Origin of the sequence: Pseudoalteromonas sp. MB47 (assembly GCF_011319765.1) — a bacterium.
Lineage (GTDB): Bacteria > Pseudomonadota > Gammaproteobacteria > Enterobacterales > Alteromonadaceae > Pseudoalteromonas > Pseudoalteromonas simplex.
The window spans coordinates 142,546-167,834 of the sequence record NZ_VFBD01000020.1; the positions used below are offsets into that span (position 1 = coordinate 142,546).

General features: G+C 40.5%; 28 protein-coding genes. 11 read left to right on the forward strand and 17 right to left on the reverse strand.

Features of this window, described 5'->3' with window-relative positions; translation table 11 throughout:
- The first annotated feature begins 50 nt into the window (after positions 1–50).
- Together IMPJCBKJ_RS10240 and IMPJCBKJ_RS10245 are read left to right on the forward strand one after the other, a co-directional pair.
- Positions 51–965: a glycosyltransferase family A protein gene (locus tag IMPJCBKJ_RS10240; RefSeq protein ID WP_138617714.1), complete on the forward strand. Its 915-nt coding sequence runs from the start codon at positions 51–53 to the stop codon at positions 963–965.
- Positions 965–1,369, forward strand: coding sequence for a response regulator (locus tag IMPJCBKJ_RS10245; RefSeq protein WP_054553824.1), 405 nt, complete (start codon positions 965–967; stop codon positions 1,367–1,369). Before IMPJCBKJ_RS10240 ends, IMPJCBKJ_RS10245 begins: the two co-directional genes overlap by 1 nt.
- Here the strand turns inward: IMPJCBKJ_RS10245 and IMPJCBKJ_RS10250 are convergent.
- The 4 genes from IMPJCBKJ_RS10250 to IMPJCBKJ_RS10265 form a co-directional block, all read right to left on the reverse strand.
- Entirely contained in the window at positions 1,342–2,253 is a 912-nt protein-coding gene (locus IMPJCBKJ_RS10250) for an endonuclease/exonuclease/phosphatase family protein (protein ID WP_166340149.1), read from the reverse strand. The two genes, IMPJCBKJ_RS10245 and IMPJCBKJ_RS10250, sit on opposite strands and share 28 nt — an antisense overlap.
- Positions 2,254–2,434: 181 nt before the next feature.
- Positions 2,435–2,869, reverse strand: coding sequence for an acyl-CoA thioesterase (locus IMPJCBKJ_RS10255; RefSeq protein ID WP_138602233.1), 435 nt, complete (start codon positions 2,867–2,869; stop codon positions 2,435–2,437).
- 5 nt (positions 2,870–2,874) lie between these two features.
- Positions 2,875–3,693 carry a M23 family metallopeptidase gene (locus tag IMPJCBKJ_RS10260; protein WP_166340151.1) on the reverse strand — a complete coding sequence of 273 codons (819 nt, stop codon included), beginning with the start codon at positions 3,691–3,693 and terminating at the stop codon, positions 2,875–2,877.
- Complete coding sequence (locus IMPJCBKJ_RS10265) at positions 3,686–4,543, reverse strand: 6-carboxytetrahydropterin synthase (RefSeq protein ID WP_166340153.1); 858 nt, start codon at positions 4,541–4,543, stop codon at positions 3,686–3,688. The genes IMPJCBKJ_RS10260 and IMPJCBKJ_RS10265 overlap by 8 nt, the downstream gene beginning before the upstream one ends.
- A 207-nt stretch (positions 4,544–4,750) precedes the next feature.
- On the opposite strand from IMPJCBKJ_RS10265, the gene fabA reads away from it, so the two are divergent.
- Positions 4,751–5,266 (forward strand): bifunctional 3-hydroxydecanoyl-ACP dehydratase/trans-2-decenoyl-ACP isomerase, encoded by a 516-nt coding sequence (gene fabA / locus IMPJCBKJ_RS10270; protein ID WP_054553819.1) that lies wholly within the window; start codon positions 4,751–4,753, stop codon positions 5,264–5,266.
- 64 nt (positions 5,267–5,330) lie between these two features.
- Here the strand turns inward: fabA and rmf are convergent, their stop codons facing one another.
- Complete coding sequence (gene rmf, locus IMPJCBKJ_RS10275) at positions 5,331–5,501, reverse strand: ribosome modulation factor (protein ID WP_036968408.1); 171 nt, start codon at positions 5,499–5,501, stop codon at positions 5,331–5,333.
- Positions 5,502–5,873: 372 nt separating this feature from the next.
- Between rmf and IMPJCBKJ_RS10280 the strand changes: the two genes are divergently transcribed.
- Together IMPJCBKJ_RS10280 and IMPJCBKJ_RS10285 are read left to right on the forward strand one after the other, a co-directional pair.
- Positions 5,874–6,506, forward strand: coding sequence for a TetR/AcrR family transcriptional regulator (locus IMPJCBKJ_RS10280; RefSeq protein WP_054553818.1), 633 nt, complete (start codon positions 5,874–5,876; stop codon positions 6,504–6,506).
- A 61-nt stretch (positions 6,507–6,567) separates the two neighbouring features.
- The gene (locus IMPJCBKJ_RS10285; RefSeq protein ID WP_166340155.1) at positions 6,568–7,557 is read left to right on the forward strand and encodes an MDR family oxidoreductase; all 990 of its coding nucleotides are present in this window, start codon (positions 6,568–6,570) and stop codon (positions 7,555–7,557) included.
- Between the two features lie 48 nt (positions 7,558–7,605).
- Here the strand turns inward: IMPJCBKJ_RS10285 and IMPJCBKJ_RS10290 are convergent, their stop codons facing one another.
- Positions 7,606–8,172 carry a hypothetical protein gene (locus IMPJCBKJ_RS10290; protein WP_054553816.1) on the reverse strand — a complete coding sequence of 189 codons (567 nt, stop codon included), beginning with the start codon at positions 8,170–8,172 and terminating at the stop codon, positions 7,606–7,608.
- Positions 8,173–8,355: 183 nt separating this feature from the next.
- Between IMPJCBKJ_RS10290 and IMPJCBKJ_RS10295 the strand changes: the two genes are divergently transcribed.
- Both IMPJCBKJ_RS10295 and gloA read left to right on the forward strand, forming a co-directional pair.
- On the forward strand, positions 8,356–8,772 hold the full coding sequence (locus tag IMPJCBKJ_RS10295) for a VF530 family DNA-binding protein (protein ID WP_138617722.1): 417 nt from the start codon (positions 8,356–8,358) through the stop codon (positions 8,770–8,772).
- A gap of 182 nt (positions 8,773–8,954) precedes the next feature.
- Positions 8,955–9,485, forward strand: a complete 531-nt coding sequence (gloA, locus tag IMPJCBKJ_RS10300) for a lactoylglutathione lyase (protein ID WP_166340157.1) — start codon at positions 8,955–8,957, stop codon at positions 9,483–9,485.
- Between the two features lie 169 nt (positions 9,486–9,654).
- On the opposite strand, the gene IMPJCBKJ_RS10305 is transcribed toward gloA, so the two are convergent.
- The 11 genes from IMPJCBKJ_RS10305 to IMPJCBKJ_RS10355 form a co-directional block, all read right to left on the reverse strand.
- Positions 9,655–10,053, reverse strand: a complete 399-nt coding sequence (locus tag IMPJCBKJ_RS10305; protein WP_054553813.1) for a biotin/lipoyl-containing protein — start codon at positions 10,051–10,053, stop codon at positions 9,655–9,657.
- A 14-nt stretch (positions 10,054–10,067) separates the two neighbouring features.
- Entirely contained in the window at positions 10,068–10,739 is a 672-nt protein-coding gene (locus tag IMPJCBKJ_RS10310) for an RDD family protein (protein WP_166340159.1), read from the reverse strand.
- A gap of 38 nt (positions 10,740–10,777) precedes the next feature.
- The gene (locus IMPJCBKJ_RS10315) at positions 10,778–12,598 is read right to left on the reverse strand and encodes a phosphotransferase (protein WP_166340161.1); all 1,821 of its coding nucleotides are present in this window, start codon (positions 12,596–12,598) and stop codon (positions 10,778–10,780) included.
- Between the two features lie 55 nt (positions 12,599–12,653).
- Entirely contained in the window at positions 12,654–13,142 is a 489-nt protein-coding gene (locus IMPJCBKJ_RS10320) for a hypothetical protein (protein ID WP_166340163.1), read from the reverse strand.
- Between the two features lie 108 nt (positions 13,143–13,250).
- Positions 13,251–14,012: an SDR family oxidoreductase gene (locus IMPJCBKJ_RS10325; protein WP_054553810.1), complete on the reverse strand. Its 762-nt coding sequence runs from the start codon at positions 14,010–14,012 to the stop codon at positions 13,251–13,253.
- Between the two features lie 9 nt (positions 14,013–14,021).
- Positions 14,022–14,912, reverse strand: coding sequence for a 3-hydroxyisobutyrate dehydrogenase (mmsB, locus tag IMPJCBKJ_RS10330; RefSeq protein WP_138557510.1), 891 nt, complete (start codon positions 14,910–14,912; stop codon positions 14,022–14,024).
- Between the two features lie 17 nt (positions 14,913–14,929).
- Positions 14,930–16,072, reverse strand: a complete 1,143-nt coding sequence (locus IMPJCBKJ_RS10335) for an enoyl-CoA hydratase/isomerase family protein (protein WP_166340165.1) — start codon at positions 16,070–16,072, stop codon at positions 14,930–14,932.
- Complete coding sequence (locus IMPJCBKJ_RS10340) at positions 16,072–16,851, reverse strand: enoyl-CoA hydratase (protein ID WP_166340167.1); 780 nt, start codon at positions 16,849–16,851, stop codon at positions 16,072–16,074. The genes IMPJCBKJ_RS10335 and IMPJCBKJ_RS10340 overlap by 1 nt, the downstream gene beginning before the upstream one ends.
- Positions 16,852–16,861: 10 nt before the next feature.
- A complete protein-coding gene (locus IMPJCBKJ_RS10345) occupies positions 16,862–18,019 on the reverse strand; it encodes an acyl-CoA dehydrogenase family protein (protein WP_166340169.1) in 1,158 nt (385 codons plus the stop codon).
- Positions 18,020–18,129: 110 nt separating this feature from the next.
- A complete protein-coding gene (locus IMPJCBKJ_RS10350) occupies positions 18,130–19,620 on the reverse strand; it encodes a CoA-acylating methylmalonate-semialdehyde dehydrogenase (protein WP_055197193.1) in 1,491 nt (496 codons plus the stop codon).
- A 91-nt stretch (positions 19,621–19,711) separates the two neighbouring features.
- Positions 19,712–20,893, reverse strand: coding sequence for an acetyl-CoA C-acyltransferase (locus IMPJCBKJ_RS10355; protein WP_054553804.1), 1,182 nt, complete (start codon positions 20,891–20,893; stop codon positions 19,712–19,714).
- 341 nt (positions 20,894–21,234) lie between these two features.
- Between IMPJCBKJ_RS10355 and IMPJCBKJ_RS10360 the strand changes: the two genes are divergently transcribed.
- Genes IMPJCBKJ_RS10360 through IMPJCBKJ_RS10375 form a run of 4 tightly spaced genes read left to right on the forward strand, consistent with a single transcriptional unit; the run spans position 21,235 to position 25,287 of the window.
- Positions 21,235–21,669: a MerR family DNA-binding transcriptional regulator gene (locus IMPJCBKJ_RS10360; RefSeq protein ID WP_054553803.1), complete on the forward strand. Its 435-nt coding sequence runs from the start codon at positions 21,235–21,237 to the stop codon at positions 21,667–21,669.
- A 44-nt stretch (positions 21,670–21,713) separates the two neighbouring features.
- A complete protein-coding gene (locus IMPJCBKJ_RS10365) occupies positions 21,714–22,889 on the forward strand; it encodes an isovaleryl-CoA dehydrogenase (RefSeq protein WP_054561519.1) in 1,176 nt (391 codons plus the stop codon).
- Between the two features lie 9 nt (positions 22,890–22,898).
- Positions 22,899–24,506 (forward strand): carboxyl transferase domain-containing protein, encoded by a 1,608-nt coding sequence (locus IMPJCBKJ_RS10370; RefSeq protein ID WP_054561520.1) that lies wholly within the window; start codon positions 22,899–22,901, stop codon positions 24,504–24,506.
- 10 nt (positions 24,507–24,516) lie between these two features.
- A complete protein-coding gene (locus IMPJCBKJ_RS10375; protein WP_166340171.1) occupies positions 24,517–25,287 on the forward strand; it encodes an enoyl-CoA hydratase/isomerase family protein in 771 nt (256 codons plus the stop codon).
- Positions 25,288–25,289: the final 2 nt, after the last annotated feature.

Sequence of the window (25,289 nt, forward strand, 5' to 3'; positions counted from 1 at the left end):
CTAAATTGCGTACTACAAGAATAATATGTTTAAGTTTTTGGAGTAATCTTATGTCTACTCAAGTTAGTGTAATCATCCCTAATTACAATTGTCTCAAGTATTTAGAGACATGCATAAACAGTATTTACCAACAAAATGATGTTAATTTTGAAATTATTATTGTTGATGATGGGTCTACTGACGGAAGCATAGACTACTTACAACAACTCGCTAAAACAAATAAAGAAGTACGTTTATTTACGCAAAATAGGAAAGGTGTCGTGGCAGCAAGAAACTTGGCCATCACACAAGCAAATTCAGAGTATGTTGCATTTTTAGATGCAGACGATTACTGGTCAAAAGATAAACTAGCTAAACAGTTAGCCTTTCATAACGAGCATCCAGAGTGCGTACTAAGTTTTACAGACTACATGCACTTTAATGAAAAAAATGAAGACATAATCAGCTGTTTTGACTACTGGCCTGAATTCGACAGCAATAGAACAAACACAGAATTTCATTTGCTGAAAAATCCAATAAGTCAAATGATAACAACTAACATTGTTGGCACTTCATCTGTAATGGTTAAACGTGCCGCTTTGATTGACGTAGGCGGATTTGATCACAAATTAACAAGCGCAACAGATCTGGATTGTTGGTTAAAAATAGCTAAGCAAGGTGATGTAGCTTACAGCTCTTTGTGCGCAATGCACTACTTGATGCGAGCAAACTCAATAACTGCTAATAGAGAAAATCGATTAGCCGCAATGGTTGAAATTATACGCAGGAATCAATACGGGGTTACAAAAGGAGAATTAAAGAAAATAAAAGCACGTTTAAGTGAGTGTTATGGTGAGTTTTATAGAGAATTAGGTAATTACTCGAAAGCACTATCCTATTCAAATAAGGCATTTTGGCTATTTCCTCATAAGCGAAATTTTAAACATGTTCTTTATGATCTAAAACACTTGTTGGGTGCAAGCTAATGAAAGAAACTGTATTAATAATTGATGATGATGAGGCAATTTTGCGCTCATTAAAACGACTGCTAATTAGTAACTATTCTGTAGTTTGTTACAGTGATCCCTATGCAGCTATTGAATATGCGAAACAAAATGCGCTTGACCTGGTAATTTGTGATCTATTAATGCCTTCTTTGAGTGGTTTAGCTGTACTTGAGAAAATTAAGGCAGTAAAACCTTACAGTTCGCGTATGTTATTAACTGGCTATGCAGAGATGGAAGCATCTAAGCATGCAGTCAAAGATAAAGTCGCAACAATGATTACGGCAAAGCCTTGGGATAATTTTGAATTAAGTATGTTAGTAGAGATATTGATAGAAAATAGTAAATTAAGACAACTTCACTGTTTAGATAGTTTAACTTCATAGGTAAGCGACCTGTGGTCGCTACCTTTAACGAAACTAGTATTAATATTAGTTAGCATAATTTTCTCACTTGCAATGCAATGGTCAATAGGAAGACCTAAAACTGGTAAGCCATTAAATTGAATTTTAGAAGGCCAAGTTACATAAAATCCACTACGATCAAAGCAATTATTATCAGCTTCAATAAAATAGCGCGACCATGGAACCGTGTTAAAATCCCCTGCAATTAACCAATTCCCTCCTAAAGTTTTAATTTCGTTTTGCACTTTACTTAAAACAGAGTTGCGTTGCGTCCATAGAGTTCTACCTCTTGGTGATGGAGGATGAAAAACAAGGCTATTTAACATAATGTTATTATGCAAAAAACTAAGTTTTACATAGCCTAGTTTTGGCTTATCAAAACGTTTAATTTGTTTTTGGATAATCGGAAGTTTTGAGATAACGATTATACCAAAAGGCGCGCCTTCAACTTCAGCATAACCAAACAAATGATATTCTGTGTTGAGATTATCAAGAACATGACGCTGTGTATCATTAAATTCTAATAACACCAGGATATCATTTTTCTCTTCTATCATTTGGTTATAGATAATCTGTTGTAAGTTAGGGTTACTATATTGTAGGTTTATTTGTGTAACCTTAATATCACCGACCTCCCTCTGATTAGATGAGTAAGGTTTAAAGTGCACTAAAGTCAAAATTGTACTTAAAACTAGTAAGCTTGATGCCATCTTTTTACTGTAAAAATAGCATAACCCTACAGGTAAAAAGCTAACTAAAATTAACTGACCTCTTAGCGCTGCGATTAAATCCAGCATATAAGAATCTAATTGATTAAAAGCTAAAAATAAAAGAACGCCATAAAGAACCAGAATTAGTAAACGCATAGCCACCCTCCTCTGATTACTTATAGTCCTATTTCTTAATCTTTGCTGAGATAATATTTAAACAAAATTTAGTATGATGTGTTCTTTTGTGTGTAAAAATAAATACCCGCAGGTACTTATTTTTTAAGTTTAATACCAATTCGCTTAATTAAGTTTTATTGCGAATTGGTATAGCCGTGCTTTATTCGAAACCGTTGATCATTTTATCGCAAACAACCGGTGTTGGCCTGTGATTATCATCAACAGCTACAAACGTGAAACTACCAGAAATAGCTAAATGCTTATCGTCTTTGTGCATTGTTTCTAAAAAGATTTCAACGTCTACTTTAAGGCTGGTGTTTCCTACATGCACCACTTTAGAAATTAGCTCTGCAAATGTACCAGCTGGAATGGCTTCTTTAAAATCTACACGGTCAGACGAAATAGTTACAAGTGGCTTACGACAAAAACGTGTAGCAGCGATAAACGCGACCTCATCCATCCAAGCCAACGCATCACCGCCAAATAAAGTATTGTGGTGATTGGTGCGGCCAGGAAAAACAGTTTTTGTTACCGACGTTGTTGAGTCAGCAATACGCTTTGCAATAATAGCGTCACGATCGATTGGTTGTGTCATAGTCTCTACTTTTTATTAGCTAATGTGTCTTGCATCATTAGCGCAGGGTCAAGGCGTTCATTTTTCCAATTAAAACGCCAGTCTAAATGAGGGCCAGTTACGCGGCCGGTCGCACCGATCTCGGCAATTTTATCGCCACGCTTAATTTCGTCCCCTACTTTTACATCTAATTTGCTTAAATGAATATAAGTAGAGGTAACACCATGGCCATGGTCAAGAATCAAGGTTCCACCAGAGTAATATAAGTCAGCATCAGCAAAAACAACTGTGCCGCTTACTGGTGCATACACTGGGCTACCTGTTTTATTGGCAATGTCTAAACCAAAGTGCGGGCGGCGAGGTTCACCATTAAAGTAACGCTGGCTACCATAAACACCCGAAATCCGCCCCGTTGCCGGCTTATAAACAGGATCTAAAAAGTACCGTAAGTCAGAATTGACTTGCCTCGCTTTACGTACGGCAACAGCTTCACGGCTAATACGCTCAGACACTTCTTTAGGTGGCGAAACATATTTTTTTGCTACACCGGTGATTTTATCAATTTTGTAATCACGCTTAGTGATCACAATTGATTGTTCGTGGCTTACACCAGCACTATCAACCCAAGAAAGGCTATGATTTGTCTTCGCATCACGACCAAAGCCAAACACAAACTCACCATTTGTTGAAAGCTTAAGAGGCTCACCATTGAAGCTAACACTTTTAGCGCCATCAATTTGGCCTGTTACTAAACCGCCTTGAGTTAAATGTCCTTTTAATTCGACAGCACTTGCAGTAAAAGAAAACAATCCTGCAAATGCAGCTATTAGTAATCCTTTACGCATAACTGATTGACCCCTTAGCAACCCCTTCGTAAGCTGTAATTTTAACTTCTGAATCAGGGTATTGGTTTTTAACTTGTGAACTTAAGTAGTCTGCAATGCACTCAACCGTAGTATCACAAGGTAAAATGTCGCAGCGTGATTTGTCTATCGCCATTTCAAAATAGCCCTGCTGTGATGTGTAAGCAAAGCACACATCGTTCTCTTGTGCAGTTACATGCTTAAGGTCTGATTTATTGATTTCATCTTCAGCTGTTGCTAGATAAATGTCTTCCCATTTATCTGCCCACTCTTTTTGTAAGCGAGGCATAGCCATACCATCAAGGCTAATACCAATTTGTGAGCGATGGCCATGAATAATACGCTGACAATTACCATCGTGCTTTTTAAGACCATGGCTGTAATGATAATAAAAACTTTGGCTATGCTCTGGGTATAAATTAAGTTCAATCTTTTCAATGTTGCTAGGTAGCTCAGGCATAATTGTTTTAATTAAAAACTCGGTTACCGACTTTTCATCAATAACATCAGCATCGATTAAACAATATGCTTGGTTAGGAGCGCTCATAGCTAAGTGATAATTATCACCAAAATGACAATCTAGCACGCTGTGCTCAGCATGCTGTGTTAGTGAACCGTTTAGTGTGGCAGGCACAGCAAGTTTATGGTCGATACAGTTATCAATAATGCCCTTGATTTGCTTTTTAACTAAGCCAAAATCAAGCACCATCGACTCATCATTTAATTGACCGTGCAGAGTTAAATCCACAATCCAGCTCTCGCCAACTGCGCCGCGTTTATTACACAAGTAAGAAAAATCAATCACTGTCAGTGAGTTTACAAAAAGGATCATAAATTTCCTTTAGACTGGTTAAAGAATCACAGCAATTATAATGATTTTTACTTCACAATGCGCGGTTTTATCTCCCTTTATCAGCGACAGTTTAATTAAATGGTCATAAAACAAGCGAAAAATAGCAAATAATTAACTGCTCCGAGTTGTTTAGCGTACAAGTGTACGCTAAAGTACGGGGCAATTTCTAAGCGATGAATGAGAGTTATGGAACCTAAAAACAGCTATACAAAAGAAGAATTGGTCCTTTGCGGTCAAGGTGAAATGTTCGGTGAAGGCAACTGTCGTTTACCAAGTGACAACATGTTAATGATGGACCGCATTATCTCTATCACTGCTGATGGTGGTGAGCACGGTAAAGGCCAAATCGTTGCAGAACTAGATATCAACCCTGATCTTTGGTTCTTCGACTGTCACTTTAAAGGTGACCCAGTAATGCCTGGTTGTCTTGGTCTTGATGCTATGTGGCAATTAGTAGGTTTCTTCCTTGGTTGGTCTGGTGGTCCAGGTCTTGGTCGTGCACTTGGTGTAGGTGAAGTTAAATTCACAGGTCAAATCTTACCGACAGCTAAAAAAGTAACTTATCGCTTAGACATGAAGCGTGTTATTAAACGTAAATTATTCATGGGTATGGCTGATGGTACTGTAGAAGTAGATGGCCGCGTAATCTATGAAGCAAAAGATCTTAAAGTAGGTCTTTTCCAAGATACATCTGCATTCTAATATGAATGTGTAGATACAAAAAAGCCCCGAAGTGGGGCTTTTTTGCGTAAATAAGGTGCCTATTTTAAGTTTTAAACATATTTCGGTTTTCAATGGCTTCTCGCCAGCCGCCTAACCATTCTGATTTAGGGTCTATTTGTTGATAAGGGCATTGTTCTTTGGAACGGCCTGCCAAGCCTGCTTTATAACCTTGAGAATGAGCTCTTTCTAAACGATCTCTTTTCTGTCTCTTCATAGGTAATATCCTCACCTTTATATTTATAGATATGTAGCGAAATTGACATCTACATTTAATGAATAGTTAATAAAACTGTTAAATTCAAATAGCAAAAAGCAATTAAATAAATTGACAATAACTAACGTGCTGATGCTCAAATGAATTAACATTTTAAATGACTAGGTGGTCGTACCTCTTTAACTAAAACCATCTATTAATACACTTAAATTCAGCTAAAAACGATACAGCTCTTTTAGCTTCAATATTTGTGACCTAGCCTATTTCGACAAAGTTCCCAATTAAATTGTAATCATGACAAATTTGTGATGATTACAATTTAGTCTATTTATTACTTGCATATTAAAAACCGATCGGTCTAATATGGTGCTCATGGAAACAAATAACTCTGTGCCGAGCCGTCGCGGCAGGCCACCAAAAATAGCGCGTTCAAATGCAGATACGCGTGCCCTACTAATTAATACAGGGTTAGCCGTATTAACTGAAAAAGGCTTTAGCGCAACCGGCATTGATTTAATCTTAAAATCAGCGCAAGTACCTAAGGGATCTTTTTATCATTACTTTAAAAGTAAAAATGATTTCGGCTTGGCACTCATTGATGCTTACGACAGCTATTTTCAGGCAAAGTTAAAACGCCACCTAGCAAACGATGCAACAACCCCTCTTGAAAGGATTGTGCTGTTTGCTAATGACGCTAAACAAGGCATGGCAAAGTTTGAGTTTAATCGCGGCTGCTTAATTGGTAATTTAAACCAAGAGCTCAGCTACCTTAATGAAGCAATGATTGCACGTATTAAGCAGGCTTACACCAGCTGGCAAGCTCTAATTGAACACTGCTTGATAGACGCAAAGCAGCAAAAACAAATACCTCAATCATCAGATTGTAAAATGCTTGCTGAGTTCTTCTGGATTGGCTGGGAAGGCGCAGTGATGCGCTCTAAACTTGATAAATCAAGTGAACCGCTTACCCTTTATACAGCACAATTTTTACGCTTAATTTTATAAAGCCGTTTTAATACGGTTTTATTTTAACCATTAAAAGACGATCGGTCTAAAAGGAGTCAACATGACAACATCAGTAAAATCGGTAGTTATCAACAAAGATGATCAAGGCTATCGTGCCGAATACACAGACTTTCCTGTAGAGAGCATCCACCAGCACGATGTAAATATTGATGTTGACTACAGTACTTTGAATTACAAAGATGCTTTAGCGATTACAGGTAAAGGCCCTGTGGTAAGAACATTTCCAATGATCCCAGGTATTGACCTTGCAGGCACAGTGACTGACTCTAAAAGTGATGAATTTAAAGTAGGTGATAAAGTTCTGTTAAATGGCTTTGGTGTTGGGGAAAAATACCTAGGTGGTTTGAGTTCAAAAGCGTCTATGAGTGCAGATTGGATTATCCCCCTTCCCGCTAATTTAACACCAAAACAAGCAATGCAAATTGGTACTGCGGGGTATACCGCAATGCTGAGTATCATCGCTTTAGAAAAACAAGGTATCACACCCCAAAGTGGCGAAATTCTTGTTACCGGTGCTAATGGCGGCGTGGGCAGTTTTGCTATCTATTTACTTAATAAGCTTGGCTTTGATGTTGTTGCCACAACAGGCCGCATGAACGAAGCAGATCACCTTGAAAAATTAGGCGCAAAACGTGTTTTATCTCGCGATGAATTCTCAGCACCTGGTAAACCACTGGCAAAAGAGCAATTCGCTGGTGCAATTGATTCTGTGGGTAGCCACACCCTTGCAAATGTGTGTGCATCGATTAAATACGGTGGTGTTGTAACAGCCTGTGGTTTAGCACAAGGTATGGACTTTCCGGCAACGGTAGCGCCGTTTATCCTTCGTGGCATTAGCCTAATGGGTATTGATAGTGTAATGCGCCCTAAAGCTGACCGAATTGAAGCATGGCAACGTTTAAGTGAGTTAGTTGAGGCGCAGTACCTAGATACTATTTCACAAGAAGTCCCGCTTTCTGACGCCGTTGCAAATGCAGAAGCCCTATTAAAAGGTGAAATACGCGGCCGTGTATTAGTTAATTGTAAGTAATAGATTTAAAGGCTCTAAACACCTTAGAGCCTTTTTAAAAAAAAGAATTTAAACACCAAACGCCGCAAGCTTTTCGTTTAGTTCTTCCTTTGAAATTAATTGCATATCGTACTGTTTTTTAACTTTACGAATATTATCAAAATTATCCAATTTAAGCTGAGCTCTAGCTAATTTATCCTGCATCTCTTTTTCTGTTAATACATCCAGTTTCACAGCTTTCTCTAGCTTTTCTTTTTCTTCATCAAACTCACGTTGAAAAATTGCTTTTTCTTGTAGAATTATCTGATCTTTTAATTTTTTCTCAATTTCTACTGCTTCTTTCTCAAGCTCTATTTTTTTCTCTAAAAGAGGCTCTATTCTGTCGAGTGTATCTTTTAGAACAGCTTCAACATTTTCACCCTTATTATCGACTAAATTAGATACATACTTTTTACCAATGTCTTGGTAAGCAATATTTAGTTGCCCGTTAATTGAAGTAATTTCAGAATTAATCGCTGAAAGCTTTGATTTTTCTTTCGACGCAGTAGAGATATCACTGGTTAGTTTAGAGGTTGATTCACTAATATTTGTTCCAATTGTATTAGCTTGTGTTTTGATCTTATCAAAAAGTCCCATTTATAGATTCCTTAATCAATTTAATAAATTAGCCTCATGCCAATTCAAGCGCATAGATTACCCATATAAGGTAAACATGTAAACTTTTAAAATGGTTCGTATATCAAATTGATAAGCGGTATCTAAATTAGATCTTTCAAATTATAATTAACTAATTACGTAAACAATAAACAAGAGCATGATATGAGTAATAAAGAAATTTTCAGCAATAACCCGCTACAAGGTGTTGGTATCGAGCAAGTCGTCACAGAGCTTGTCGAACAATATGGCTGGGAATTACTCCACGCCTATATGCGTTTGAACTGCTTTAAGAATAATCCAGATGTTAAATCTACGGTTAAGTTTTTACGTAAAACCCAATGGGCTCAAGAAAAAGTCGAGAACTTTTATTTGTATCGTCTAAAAAACTTACCACGCCCAGACAATGTAAACTACGAATTACCGCCACGCGATCGTGTGATCCCTGCTGATCAAAAACCAGGTGAACCGTGTGAGTTAAGTTTTATTGACGCCAAACGCATCCACGCTAAAAAAGAAGCAAAACAACTTGCTCGAGCTCGTAAACAGCGTTCAAGTGCGAGTAACCCTTGGGGTAATTGATTTTTAAGCTTTGAGCTATAAGATGAAATAAGCCGCCTGTTTGGCGGTTTTTTATTTGGGTTAGCTAATTAAGAACTGAAGATTTGTCTTAGCACATCAAAAATATTTGTTATTAATTTATGGGTAACGTGAATATGTTAGACTAATTACATTACCAGAAATATCAGCTAAAAAGGATGTGTATGTCTAACTACAACGAATCAACTGAACAAATCGCAACCGCTACGCAAGGTTATGTAATGCAACAGACAATGTTGCGCATTAAAGATCCAAAACCTTCTTTAGATTTCTATCAAAATGTTTTAGGTATGAAGTTACTTGGTAAATATGACTTCCCTAAAATGGAGTTTACGCTGTACTTCTTAGGTTATGAGCAAGACATGCCAACAGGCAGCGATAAAGAAAAAGCACAGTGGGTATTTCGCCGCCCTGCTCTTATCGAGCTTACACATAATTGGGGCACAGAAAATGATGACAGTTTTGCTGGTTACCATAGTGGTAATGATGAACCAAAAGGCTTTGGTCATATCGGTATAAGCGTGCCAGATGTGTACGCAGCATGCGAGCGTTTTGCAAAATACGATGTTGAGTTTCTCAAAAAACCAGATGATGGCTCTATGAAAGGCCTAGCTTTTATTAAAGACCCTGATGGCTATTGGATAGAAATACTCTCGGCTGAAGGGATCACTGAGATCATTGAAGAGCATAAGTAAGGCTGCCCCTTTAATAACCTGCTATTTAGCAGGTTATTGAATTTTTCATTTTAAGGTTTTACTTATTAACTCAGAGTTCTCTTTAAAATAAAGATTCCATTAATTATCATTTGGTCATTGTTTAGCTTTAAATACACCTGTTAAAAGCCAAATAACATCATCTTCTCAGTTACAAACTTGTATAAATAATACCTACAATAGCCACAAAAAAAAGAACTAGCAGCCAATAATGTTGAACTTGATGGTTCTTACTCTTTTTATCTGAGGTGTTTACTTTAGAAGTAGCATTTTCCTTCGGTGTAGAGTGAACAAATCTAATTTCAGCGTTTTCATCAGGTAACATCATCCCAACTACTTGGTTAGCAGTAACATAATCCCCAGCTTTAACCTTAAATTCACTAATTTCACCTGCTTCAGACGCTTGAATTTCTAATATTGTTTTATCTGTTTCTATATCAAAGAGGGGGGAATTAACTAAAACAATATCGCCAACATCTACATGAACATTTGCTACCTTAACATCGCCAATATCATTTGGTAATTCAGGTATTTTTATTGGGATTGACATAGTCGCGCTCCTTATTACAACCTAACAACAACCGTTTTACCTATGAAGTCATGTATTGCACGACGCTTTTCATTAAACAGCATGGTTATAAATTCTGACAATGCCCATACTGTAGCTAAAGAACTCAAACCCATAATTAAATAAGTTAAAAACTCATGTATGCTACCGAGTTGTTGTAACGATATTGAAATAGATAAAAGTAGTAGTATCCAAGATGAGTTAATAGCAATATTTACAGATTCTCGGCGAACCGATTGTTTAAGATTAATGTCTGTTTCAGTGTCATGATCGAGGACTTTAACATCCATTACCATCTTACCAAGAGTTTGGCCATAAAACCCATGCATAAAAACAACGTAGCCAATATACTGAACGCCATTAACGGCTTGTAAAACCATGTTTTGGTTAGAGTATTCAACGCCAAAGAGTAAGCATTCAATATAAAGTAATGCTGTAAATATTAAACCATCAATAATCGCGGCCCAAAAACGAGGCCAAAAAGTAGCATACCTTTTACTCGTTTCTAGCTCTTCAAACTCTGCTTTTATTTCTGGGTCTTTTATTTTATTTGCTATCTCTAATTCTAACTCTTGTGCTCTTTGTGGGAAGCTATCTTTATCAATATATTTTTGAGCATCTAATAGCTCATCTAATGAATAATTTTTATAATTTGGGGTGTAGTCCATGTTTGTTATTCTCCTTACTGCTTTAATTTAGTCAGCTTTTAGCATTCAGCTCTTTTTGGGTCTCGCGGATAAAACTCATCGGGCTGTTTAGTGCACAAATCAAATTCACGGGTATTTTTGTAAGGTAGCTTCATAAAGCCTGCCACACCAACATCGGTAATATTGACTGCATATTGCATGAGCTTACTTAATAAACGTTTAAATTCAGGTTCTTTACTGGCATCCAGCAGACGATAGTAATGATGTATTTTCATCCTATCAGGTAAGGCTTCGAAAATGATACAACCTGTGTGGTGAATTTGGTTAAGTTCAAATACGCACTTTATGACCTTTTTCGGGAGCTGTAATTGCTCATCAGGGTCTTTACCATCTTCAAAGTAAGAGTGTGGCCTGGTTACGTCTGAGGCTTGCACATCCATTACTTCGTAATCAAGCTCAGGTAAATGTTCAAATTTAAACGCACCGGTGCCATCACGCTCGAGCTGAATGGTTTTACGCGCATCAAACAAACAACATTTAAAGAGACCTTTTTGTTCAATCCCCTGTGCTAACATCACCGTGTTGTTAATCGCATCGGTAAACGCAGTGCCAAGTGTTTCATCATGCAAAATAAGGGAAGACTCAACAAACAGTGAGTTTTCTTTCCAATGAAAACTCAAGCCCCCTACTACTGGGTATTTTGCTAATCGGCTTATTGAGGCCAAAAATGCTTTTTCGGTGTCGCCGGTATCAAATAAAAACTCTTTGTAGTATCTGTCGAGCTGAGCATCGTTTACATCAAGTAATTGTTGATTATGGTCGGCTTGTCTTAAAAATTGCTTACGTGAGCTATAAACAACCGTGTCTGGGTGCTCATCAAACTCACTAAACCAATAAGGAATATAAGGGCGAATAGCTTTACGGGGCAGCTCAGGTAAGTAAGCTTTGGCCATTGTAGGCATGTTTCGCATAAAATAATCACCAGCGCCATCTCTGGTTGCCTTATCTTTTGAAAGCATACCGTCAATAACCCGGGCAAGCTCCATAGGTAAATTCAGGCTTGTAGCCGGAATAACCGCCGCACCGAACCTACAAGATTGTGCAGAGGCCAGTGCATAAAGAGTTGAGGCAACACCTTGTTCATCAAAACGTGGCGATGACTGCCCGCCTGACATTTGCTCATCACCAATAAAATACACATCACCCATACGTGCATTAGTGGTGCTGATATCAGCAGACATAAGATCCATAAAATTGCTGGCAACCGGATTACCTTCAGCATCTATTTGTGCATAAACGGAGCTGCCCCAATCTACCAAAGACAACTTATTGGTTTGTTCGTCATAAACAATGTTTGAAGGTTTAATATCGCCATGCACAATTGGCTGTGGGCTTAAGCCATTTTTATGTTCACGTAAATCTAAAAGCACATTACGTAGCCTAAGAGCCAGCGCCATAACTTTTGCTGCGCTGAAACGCCCCTGTTTGATGGATATTTTTTCTAAATCTTCACCTAGAGCGCGCTCCATCATTAAAATGCCTTGCTTTTTAATACGCTCAAAGGCATAAAATTTTGGCACCAATGGATTATTAACTTGCGAGAGCATGTACGCTTCGTCTTCTAAACGGTCACGTACACTTTGCGCTAGGGTTATCCGAGAAAACTTAAATACCCAAGGTAGGTCTTCATCATCAACACCGGCAAAAACAAATCCAAATGCACCAGAGCCAATTAATTCAACGTCACTGTAACCAAGCAAAGTAAGCTGTTTAATACAAATGTTAAGCCATTGACGGTGCTTTTTAGCATCATGGTGAGACAGCAAATAAACAGACTGCTCTTCATTGATATAAAAATTGCGGATTTGTTTGGGATTCACTGCATCTCTCAAAGTTAAGCGGCTTTTAACCGCTTAATTATTGAATGCTAGGCAGTTAATTACAAGGCTTTTGCTCTTCTATGATCCAGCCTTGATCTTTCATAACCAGTTCTGATACTGCGAAGGTTAAGCAACCAAAGATAACCAACTCTATTAAGGTAAGAATATCAGCGGCAAAACACCAGCCTAAAACCCCTGCAAATAAAAATGGGATTGCTTTTAAATACCAAGCAATTTGTCGGGTTTTACCATATGTGAGTTGATAACTGTGAACTAGCTCCCCCTCACACTCTAATGTGATGGTAGAAGAAAACTTCCTGAATAAAGTCACTGAAACTGTTAATTGGCAGGTTTTACCATCAATATTAAATTTATGAACAGATTTTGTTTTAAAGTTACATGATTCTGCTATTAATTCACCGTCTACTTTCAGAACTTCTTTACCTGAGTAAGCAGAACCCCAGTATTCAATTAAATGTTCACCCAGTTTGAAGTTGGCTTTAATTCCCTTGCTCATTGATACTGTAATGCCATCAGTGTTCATAACAAATCTCCTTATTATTATGAATTTAAAATACTTTAAAAATAAAAAAACGGCAAGCTAGGCTTACCGTTTTGGTACTTTCAATGGGTAAAGGGTTACCATTTAAAACTAAAGGCGGATACCGCCATCAATTTCAACAACACGACCTGTAAAAAAGTCGTTCTCTACAATGTATTGTGCTGTTTGAGCAATTTCATCTGCTTCACCAAAACGACCCACTGGCGTTACCGCCATCATGCGTTGTTTTGCTTCTGGTTTCATTGCATCTGTCATTGCTGTGCGAATAACACCTGGTGCGATTGCACCAACACGGATACCAAAGCGACCTAATTCTTTCGCCCAACCCGTTGTCATCGCAACAACACCGGCTTTAGACGCAGCATAGTTTGTTTGGCCAATATTACCTGCACGAGCAACACTCGACATATTAACGATAACGCCGCCTTTGCCAGACTCAATCATGTGACTCGCAGCTTCACGTCCTGCTAAGAATACACCAGTTAGGTTCACATCAATCACAGATTGAAATTGAGCCAGCGACATTTTATCTACCACTTTGCCTTCTTTTGCTTTGATAAACATACCATCGCGTAAGATACCTGCGTTATTAATTAACACGCCGATATGGCCAAAGTCTTTGTTGATAGTGTTAAACGTTGCTACCACAGCGTCTTCATCTGTAACATTAGCAGCATACGCCATGACTTTTGTGCCATGCTTGGCAAGCGCTGATACTGCAGTATCTAGTACATCTTGTTGCATATCGATAAGGGCGATGTTCGCGCCAAGGGATGCAAATTTCTCGGCCATAGCAAAGCCTAAACCTTGCGCACCACCGGTAATTACGATGTTGTTGTTTTTAATTTCCACAACAATCTCCTACTTCGAGAATAATTTAAAAATAGCACTAAAATCATCACTACCCGCACCTTGATGCTGGAGCATAGTGTATAGATTCTTCGCCATTGACCCCATTGGGGTAGATGAATTACTTTGCTGAGCCGCTTCCATAGCAAGACCTAAGTCTTTCGCCATTAAATCAACCATAAAGCCCGGTTTATAATCATTACTTGCTGGTGCTGTTTCCATTACACCAGGGCATGGGTTGTAAAGCTCAAGTGTCCAGTTACGACCAGAGCTTGCAGTCATGATGTCACTTAACACTTTTGGATCGAGCCCGTTATTTATGCCCATTTGTAGTGCTTCGCTAGTCCCTGCCATTAAAATGCTCAGCAGCATGTTGTTACAGATTTTTGCGACTTGGCCTGCACCAATATCACCAGCATGGAAAATATTTTTACCCATATCCACTAAAGCCAGTTTGGCTTTTTCAAAGTGGCTTTGCTCACCACCGACGATAAAGGTTAAAGTACCCGCTGTTGCACCAGCAACACCACCTGATACCGGTGCATCAACAAAATCAATGCCTTTTTGAGCAAGTTCACTACCCACTTGACGCGCTGATTCTGCATCAATGGTTGAGCAGTCAATCACTAAAGTTTTGCTATCAAGTAAGTTGATAAGACCGGTTTCGCCTAAGTAAAGCGACTTAACGTGTTTGCTTGCTGGTAGCATACTGATAAAAATATCAGCGCCAATAGCACACTCAGCTGCATCGGTAGCAGCAATTGCACCTTTATCGGCAAGCTCACTGACCGCCGCTTTATTTAAGTCAAATACACGAACTGTATGACCTGCATTGACAAGGTTTGCCGCCATTGGGCCACCCATGTTGCCTAAACCAATAAATCCTATTGTTAATTTAGCCATTTGCTTACCCCTTGGACTTAAGATGACGTTAATGAGTTAAGTGGGTGAGATTGCTCATCCCAGCGTGCTGTAAAGAAGCTATCTACAACTGTTTCGTCGATATCGCTAATCGATTTAAACTGCCAGTTAGGTGCACCGTCTTTGTCGATTAGTAGCGCACGAACGCCTTCTTGGAACTCGCCTACTTCGCCACAACGAACCGACATGCCTAACTCCATTTTGAAGCAATCTGCTAACGTCATCTCTTTTGAATTAGCTAATTGACGTTCTACCAGCGCACAACTAAGCGGACAACCATGCGCTAATGACTTTTGCGCACGAGTAAGCCATTTGTCTTCAGTTTGTAAAGCTTGAATGTAGTCAATTTTCCCCTGCAATGAATCAAACTCAGCCAGCTTTTGAATAACCGCTAAGTTATCTTTTACATTGCCTTTAGGAACACGGCCTGAAATATTATCAATAGAGATTAAAATGTTAGTTAGCTTTTCGTGGTTTAATGAGGCTGTTTTGCCCCACTTTTCAGCGGTGATAGCCGTTAAAATAGCGTCATATTTATCTGCTGTTGCATAGTGATCAGCAAGATTAACAAACAAGGCATCTTCAGCATTGATAGACGCCGCAGTTAACCCTAAGAATAGACCCACTTGCTCAGGCATTTTATGTAAGAAATAACTGCCGCCCACATCAGGGTATAAACCAATGGTTAGCTCAGGCATTGCAATACGCGATGTTTCTGTTACCACTCGGTGACTTGCCCCAGCCATTAAGCCAAGGCCGCCCCCCATAACAATGCCATTACCCCAAAGTAATATTGGCTTTTCATAGCAGTGAATTAGATAGTCTAATTTGTACTCAAGGGTAAAAAAGTCTTCAATGTAGTTAGCAGGCTCTGCTGTGCTCATTGCTTTATGCAGGCTTACTACATCGCCACCGGCACAAAATGCTTTTTCGCCAGCCCCTTTTAGAATGACCATGGCAACTGCATCATCGTCAGCCCATTTTCTAAGCTGAGGCTCAAGCAATTGGATCATGTCGTAATTTAAGGCATTTAACGACTTAGGCGCATTGAGTGTCGCAATTGCAATGAGGCCGCTCTCGGCCTCTGCAGTTTCAAACACCACAGGCGCATCTTGATGATTTAGTAGTGTTACGTTAGTCATTAGCCATTTACCCAATTTGCTTTACGCTTTTCTAAGAACGCATTCACGCCTTCTTTTTGGTCTTTCGTATCAAACAATTGTACAAATAACTCACGCTCTAATGGCAATGCATGGGCCATAGGTTGGGTGCGACCTTTTTGAATAAGTTCTTTACATGCAGTCACAGCAACTGGGCTTTGCTCGCCAACTTGGTTAGCAAGTTTCATTGCTGCAGCTAAACTTTCGCCAGCACCAACCACTTCTTCAACAAGGCCAATTTCGCGAGCTTTGTCTGCTTTTAGGCGCTCGCCACATAAGATCATGCGTTTTGCCCAGCCTTCACCAACAAGCCATGCAAGGTTTTGCGTACCGCCAGCACAAGGCAGTAAGCCAACTTTCGCTTCAGGAAGTGCCATTTGAGCTTGCTCTTCAGCTATACGAATATCACAAGCAAGGGCCACTTCAAGACCACCACCCATGGCATAACCATTAATTGCCGCAATTGATACACCACGGAAATTGGTTAGTGCTTCAAATGCATCACCAAACACTTTTGACATAGTGGCAGCAACGCCTTTATCACCACTGGCAAATATGTTCAGATCGGCACCTGCGCTAAAGAACTTTTCACCTTGACCTGTGATCACTAATGCATAGACATTTTTGTTAGCATTTAGCTCAGTTACAGTGTCTTTAAGTGCGGTTAATGTATCTTGTGTCCAGGTATTCGCTGGCGGGTTATTCATGGTTAAAACCGCTACGTTACCTTCAATATTTAAATCAATCGATGGATTAGACATAGGTTGCTCCTTATAGAATGTCGCCAGCTGACTCAGCTAAGATACGTCGTGCGATAATCACACGCATGATTTCGTTTGTGCCTTCAAGAATTTGATGCACACGGACGTCTCTGAAATGACGCTCCAATGGGTATTCTTTGATGTAACCGTAACCACCATGAATTTGTAGTGCGTCGTCACATACTTTAAAACCAACATCTGTAGCAATACGTTTTGCCATCGCACAGTAAGTGGTTTTTTCACTGTCACCGGTATCTAGTTTAAATGCGGCTAAGCGTACCATTTGACGAGCAGCAACAAGCTCGGTGTTCATATCGGCAATCTTAAATTGCAGTGCTTGGAAAGCAGCTAATGGCTTACCAAATTGCTCACGTTCTTTTAGGTATTCGCGCGCAGTATTAAGAGCTGCTTGTGCTGTACCTAATGAACAGGTAGCAATATTAATTCGGCCACCATCTAGGCCTTGCATTGCAAACTTAAAGCCTTCGCCTTCTTGGCCTAGTAAGTTAGCCGCAGGAATTCTGACACCTTCAAAACTAATTAAACGTGTTGGCTGTGCATTCCAGCCCATTTTTTCTTCAGCTTTACCGTATTCGATACCTACTGCGTCAGCTGGCACAACAAATGCCGAAATACCGGCAGCGCCTTCACCACCAGTGCGCGCCATAACAACGAGTAAATCAGTTTCACCGGCACCCGAAATAAACATTTTAGAGCCTGAGATCACATACTCATCGCCCTCTTTAACCGCTTTGGTTTTTAGCGATGCTGCATCAGAGCCAGAGCCAGGCTCTGTTAAACAGTAAGAAGCAAGTAACTCACCCATCACTAGTTGTTCGCAGTACTTGGCTTTAACGTCCTCAGTACCAAAGCTTGCAATCATCCAGGTTGCCATATTATGAATGGTCAACATAGCGGTCGTTGCTGTACAACCCATGGCAAGCTGCTCAAAGATAATGCTTGAATCTAGGCGAGATAAACCTAAGCCGCCCGCTTCTTCAGGGGTATATAAACCACAAAAGCCAAGCTCACCGGCTGCTTTAATGGTGTCTTTAGGGAAAATGTGTTCTTGGTCCCACTTAGCTGCATGTGGAGCAAGTTCAGACTCTGCAAACTGACGGGCTGTTTCAGCAAATGCTTGCTGATCTTCGGTTAAATTAAAGTCCATAGTAGACCTCTATTTTGTTGTCTTATTCTTGTGTGAATAACGATTGTTGTCGTTTAAATGTGTGTTCTTTGAGCGAGCATGTGCTCGCTCAGCAGTAAATTAATTACGGCTTATTTAAGGTTGATACTCATGTTCGGACCTGAGGCGATATCATCCTCGAACCAACGTGAAGTAATTGTTTTCGTTTCTGTGTAAAAACGAATACCTTGCTTACCATAGGTGTGTTGATCACCGTAGAATGAGCCTTTCCAACCTGTGAAAGAGAAAAACGGGAGTGGCACAGGAATTGGCACGTTGATACCAACTTGACCTACTTCGATTTCATGTTGGAATTTACGTGCAGCAGCGCCGCTTGATGTGAATAACGAAGTACCGTTACCGTAAGGCGAGTTATTGATAAGCTCAATCGCCTCTTCAAGAGTATCTACGAACATACAAGCCAATACAGGACCAAAGATCTCTTCTTTGTATAAATCCATCTCGGTGGTTACATCAGTAAATAGCGTTGGACCAACCCAGTTACCTTGCTCGTAACCTTCAACAGTAAAGTCAGAGCCATCAATTAAGCACGTTGCACCTTGCTCTTTACCACTTGCGATAAGAGATAAAATACGGTCTTTAGCTGCTTTTGATGTTTGTGGGCCGTAAGCCGCGTTGGCATCATCCCATACACCTGGGCGCACGTTTTCAAAGCCTGCTTTAATTTCGTCAACCCAGTCTTTTGCTTGACCAACAAACACAGCAACCGAAATACCCATACAGCGCTGACCCGCAGCACCTACAGACGCACCGACTAAGTTATTTACAACATGCGATTTACTGGCATCTGGCATAATAACCATGTGGTTTTTTGCACCTACACAAGCTTGTACGCGTTTAAGGTTTGCTGTGCCTTTTGAATAGATGTATTCACCTACACCACACGAACCAACAAATGAAATAGCACGTACTGCTGGGTCTTCTAATAAACGGTCAACTTGTGGTTTTGTACCGTGAACAACTTGTAACACCCCTTTTGGCGCGCCCGCTTCAACAAATAGTTCAGCTAAACGCATCGGTGTTAGTGGATCTTGCTCTGATGGTTTCAGAATAAAGGTGTTACCACACACAATAGCTAGTGGGAACATCCATAATGGGATCATCGCAGGGAAATTAAATGGCGTAATACCCGCACATACACCTAGTGGTTGCATGTAAGAGTAAGTATCGATTTTACGCGCTACGTTTTCCATTGTTTCGCCCATCATCAGAGATGGTGCATTGGCTGCTTGCTCAACCACTTCAATACCACGCCAAACATCGCCTTTGGCATCTTCAAATGTTTTACCCAGCTCATGACAAATAATCGTCGCAAGCTCATCATGGTTTTCTTTTAGTAGTGCTGCGTATTTCATCATAATGCGCGCACGCTCAGAAATTGGCACTTCTTTCCATGTTTTAAATGTTTCTTTTGCAGAGGCAATGGCTGCATCCATTTCAGCATCCGTTGCACACGGAACTTGGGCTAACACTTCTTGGTTTGCAGGATTGATAACATCAATCAGCTGCGATGAACTTGATTGGGTAAATTCGCCGTTGATAAATAAAGGTACTTGGTGCATGAGGCACTCCTCCCCAGTGGGTATAAAGAGGCCGCAACATGATAGTTTTTAAAATACGTTGCGGCTGTGAGAGATTAAAATTCTAAAGCGATTAAATAGCTTCAACAGCCATAGCAACAGCTTCACCACCACCGATACACAGTGAGGCAACACCTTTGCTAAGACCACGATTTTTTAATGCATGAATTAAGGTAACTAAGATACGCGCGCCGCTTGCACCAATAGGGTGACCAAGTGCACAGGCACCGCCGTTTACGTTTACTTTGCTTTCATCAAGTTTTAACTCGTTAATTGCAAGCATAGTCACCATGGCAAACGCTTCGTTGATTTCCCATAAATCAACATCATTAACAGACCAACCGGCTTTTTCTAAAAGCGATTGCATTGCGCCAACAGGTGCTAAAGTAAATTCACTTGGTGCTTGAGAGTGTGTGCTGTGAGCAACAATACGACACAGTGGTGTTAAACCTTGTGCTTTAGCATCTGATTCACGCATTAACACAAGCGCTGCTGCACCATCAGAAATTGATGACGAGTTTGCAGCTGTAATCGTACCGTCTTTTTTGAATGCAGGACGTAAACCCGGGATTTTATCAGGACGTGCATTGCCTGGTTGCTCATCAATCGCAACGGTCACATCACCTTTGCGTGTAGAAATAGTGTGCGCGGCAATCTCGTTTGCAAATGCGCCGGTTTCAATCGCACTATTCGCTTTAGTTAGTGAGCTAAGCGCAAAGTTATCCATTTGTTCACGACCAATTGAATACTGATCAGCAGTGTCTTGTGCAAAACAACCCATTGCTTTGTTGTCGTAAGCATCTTCAAGGCCATCACACATCATGTGATCTTTTACTTCGCCATGACCCATACGCATACCTGAACGTGCATTTGGTAACATGTAAGGGGCATTACTCATGCTTTCCATGCCACCAGCAACCGCTGAGTTGATAGAGCCTGATTTAATTAAGTCATGGGCAAACATTGCAGCTTTTAAGCCAGAACCACATACTTTGTTGATTGTTGTAGCGCCAGTACCTTGATTAAGACCCGCTTTTAACATTGCTTGGCGTGCAGGTGCTTGACCAAGACCAGCTGGTAATACGCAGCCCATGATCACTTCGTCAATCTTATCGGCAGATAAACCGGCTTGCTCTAAGCTACTTTTAATAGCTGTAGCACCTAAATCAGTTGCGTGTGCACCACTTAGTGCGCCCATAAAACCACCCATAGGGGTACGTTTTGCGGCAACAATAACAACGGCTTCAGTAGTCATAATTGGCTCCATGTAAGTGGTTATCATCATGTGTTCAAATCATGTGTAACCAAACAGTTAATTTGTTATAGTTTAATTTCGATTTAATTCAGCATACATAATATTTACGTTTACGCCAACGTAAATCTAAAATCAACTTTTTTGCGGCTGGCAAAACTGTAAACTTATCTGTATTTTGTTGTATTAAAAATCGAACATCTGCTTACAAGGCTAGATAAATAAAGCTTTTCAACAAATCCAACCAGTTATCTTTATAAGTCTAAAGTATAACTCCCAAAACCCCCTTTACCTTTACGTAAACTTCACTTATATTGGTGTTATTCGAATGAGGTAAATAAATCATGAAACAAGACAATCAAACAAACTTTGAAAGCGCAGCAGTTGAACCTGCTAGCAATGAGCAAACGTTTAGTATCAGCGAACTAGCAAAAGAATTTGATATTACAACCCGCTCTATCCGCTTTTATGAAGACCAAGGCCTGATCTCACCTGATCGCAATGGTCAAACCCGTATTTATTCAAAACGCGACAAAGTAAGACTAAAACTTATTCTACGCGGTAAACGCTTAGGTTTTACCTTGGCCGAAACGGGCCGTTTGTTTGAACTTTACGATGCAGATAAATCAAGTGCTAAACAGCTAGTGACTATGCTTGACCTTATCGCAGAGAAAAAAGCAGACCTAAGCCAACAGATGGATGACATTAAAGTTGTACTGATGGAATTGGTTACAGCAGAACGCCGCTGTCGTGAAACCCTTAATAATTTAGACGAATAACCTGACAACAATCTCGTCAACAGACTCTCACAGGAACACACATTATGAGCACTATTTCACTTTATAAAGAAATGAACTTCGGACTTGGCGAAACAGCAGACATGATCCGCGATCATGTTAATAGCTTTGCGAGCCAAGAAATTGCCCCACTTGCAGAACAAACAGACGTAGACAATGCCTTCCCTAATCAACTTTGGCCACAGCTTGGCGAAATGGGTTTATTAGGTATGACAGTACCTGAAGAATTTGGCGGTGCGGGCCTTGGTTACCTTGAGCATGTTATTGCAATGGAAGAAATTAGCCGTGCAAGCGCATCGATTGGTTTAAGTTATGGTGCTCATTCAAACCTATGTGTTAACCAAATTAACCGTAATGGGTCACAGGCTCAAAAAGAAAAATACCTGCCTAAGCTTATCAGCGGTGAGCACATTGGTGCCCTTGCGATGAGTGAGCCAAATGCGGGTTCTGACGTTGTATCAATGAAATTAAAAGCTGAGAAAAAAGGCGATGTATTTGTACTTAACGGTAACAAAATGTGGATCACGAATGGTCCAGATGCTGATACCTTTGTTATCTATGCAAAAACAGATTTAAATGCCGGCCCTAAGGGGATCACAGCGTTCATCGTTGAACGTAACACACCAGGATTCTCTACTGCGCAGAAGCTAGACAAACTTGGTATGCGTGGCTCTAACACCTGTGAATTAGTGTTCGAGAATTGCGAAGTACCAGCAGAAAACATTCTAGGTAACTTAAACGAAGGCGTAAAAGTACTTATGAGTGGCCTTGATTATGAGCGTGTTGTTTTAGCTGCAGGCCCGCTTGGCATTATGCAAGCATGTATGGACATTGTGGTTCCTTATATTCATGAGCGTAAACAATTCGATAGCCCAATTGGTCAGTTCCAACTGATTCAAGGCAAAATCGCTGACATGTACACGCAAATGAATGCAGCTCGTTCTTATGTTTACACGGTTGCTCGTGCATGTGATCGCGGCGAAACAACGCGTAAAGATGCCGCTGGCGCTATTTTATATGCCGCAGAGCTTGCGACTAAAATGGCCCTTGATGCTATCCAAATCTTAGGTGGTAACGGTTATATCAACGAATACGCGACAGGTCGTTTATTACGTGATGCAAAACTATATGAAATTGGCGCAGGTACTTCAGAAATCCGCCGCATGCTAATTGGTCGCGAATTATTCACTGAAAGCCGATAGGACCTTGTTATGACGATTTTAAAATCGAGTGTAAATCCACACGATCCGCAATTTTTGCAAAATCACGACAACATGGCAGCGCTCGTAAGTGATTTACGTGAAAAAGTCGCTGATATCCGTTTAGGTGGTGGCCCTGCCCTGATTGAGCGCCACCAAGGCCGTGGTAAGTTGTTTGTTCGTGATCGTATTGAAACGCTACTTGATGAAGGCTCGCCATTTTTAGAGATTTCACAATTTGCTGCCTTTGGTGTGTACGAACAAGCTATTCCATGTGCCGGTGTTGTTGCTGGTATTGGTCGTGTGAAAGGCGTTGAATGTATGATCATCGCCAATGATGCAACCGTAAAAGGCGGTACATACTTTCCACTAACAGTGAAAAAACACCTACGTGCTCAAGATATCGCAGAGCGTTGTCATTTACCCTGTATTTATTTAGTTGATTCAGGCGGTGCAAACCTGCCTGAACAAGATGATGTATTCCCAGATAAATTACACTTTGGCCGTATTTTCTATAATCAGGCGCGTATGTCTGGTAAAGGCATTCCACAAATTGCGGTTGTTATGGGTTTATGTACTGCAGGTGGTGCTTATGTACCAGCGATGGCTGATGAAAGTATTATCGTAAAAGAGCAAGGCACAATTTTCTTAGCAGGCCCGCCACTGGTTAAAGCGGCTACCGGTGAAGAAGTAAGTGCTGAAGAGCTCGGTGGTGCCGATGTTCACTGTAAAACATCAGGTGTTGCCGATCACTATGCTGAAAACGATGCCCATGCTCTTTCTATCGCGCGCCAATGTATTGAACGAATAAACTATCAGCGCCCTACTGCACCGTTACTTGATGATGTTAAACCTCCGCGTTATGACATTAACGAAATTTACGGCATTGTGGGTACCGACCTTAAAAAGCCATTTGATGTACGCGAAGTAATTGCCCGTGTTGTTGATGATTCATCATTTGATGAATTTAAACGCTACTTTGGCGAAACACTAGTAACCGGCTTTGCAAAAATCTTTGGTCATCCTGTCGGTATTGTTGCCAACAACGGCATTTTATTTAGTGAATCAGCGCAAAAAGGCGCGCACTTTATACAGCTATGTGCACAGCGCAAAATTCCTTTGGTGTTTTTACAAAACATTACTGGCTTTATGGTTGGTAAAAAATACGAAGCCGAAGGCATCGCCAAACATGGTGCGAAAATGGTAACCGCAGTGTCATGTGCTGATGTACCTAAATTCACCGTGTTAATTGGTGGCTCGTATGGTGCAGGTAACTACGGTATGTGTGGCCGTGCGTTTGAACCTACCATGATGTGGATGTGGCCAAACGCCCGTATCTCTGTAATGGGTGGTGAACAAGCAGCAGGCGTTCTTGCACAAGTTAAACAAGACGGTTTAGCCCGTAAAGGCGAAAGCATGACTGATGAGCAAGTCAGTGAGTTTAAAAAGCCAATTATCGAGCAATACGAAAAACAAGGTCATCCATATTACGCCAGTGCCCGCCTTTGGGATGATGGCATTATCGATCCTGCTGATACTCGCAATGTATTAGGGCTTGCCTTAAGTGCAGCTAAAAATGCACCAGAGCGCGATTCGCAGTTCGGCGTATTTAGAATGTAATGGAGGCCTTATGTCAGTAACACTCGAAATAACAAAATCAAATGTGGCTGTACTGGTACTAAGTCGCCCTGAAAAACACAATGCATTTAACGAAGAGGTCATCAGTGAGCTGATCCGATTAATTGAACACGCAAATAGCTGTGATGTGCGCGCACTGGTTTTAAAAACCGACGGTAAGCACTTCTCTGCTGGCGCTGATTTAAACTGGATGAAGTCGATGGCTGGCAATGACTTTGCAGAAAACTTAGCGGACTCTATGCAGCTAGCAAAGCTTATGAAAGTCCTTGCTACAAGCCCACATCCAACAATTTGTGCCGTACAAGGTGCTGCATTTGGCGGTGCGTTAGGCTTGATTGCGTGTTGTGATATCGCAATTTGCCAAGACGATGCACAGTTTTGCTTAAGTGAAGTAAAGCTTGGTCTTATTCCTGCAGTTATCAGCCCTTATGTCATTAAAGCCATTGGTGAACGCGCTGCACGTCGTTACTTTTTAACGGCTGAGATTTTTGACGCACATACAGCCAAGCAACTGGGTTTAATTCACCAGATCACTGGCGATTTACAAACAGCGCTCGACAAACACTTACAAAACCTTGTCAACAATGGTCCTGTTGCTGTTAAAGCAGCAAAACAGCTAATCAATGATGTCGCTGGCAACGTAATAGATGATGCACTGATTGAGTTAACCGCAGAACGCATTGCACGCATTCGTGTATCTGAAGAAGGCCAAGAAGGCCTGACTGCATTTTTTGAAAAACGTGCCCCTAACTGGCAGAAATAGGA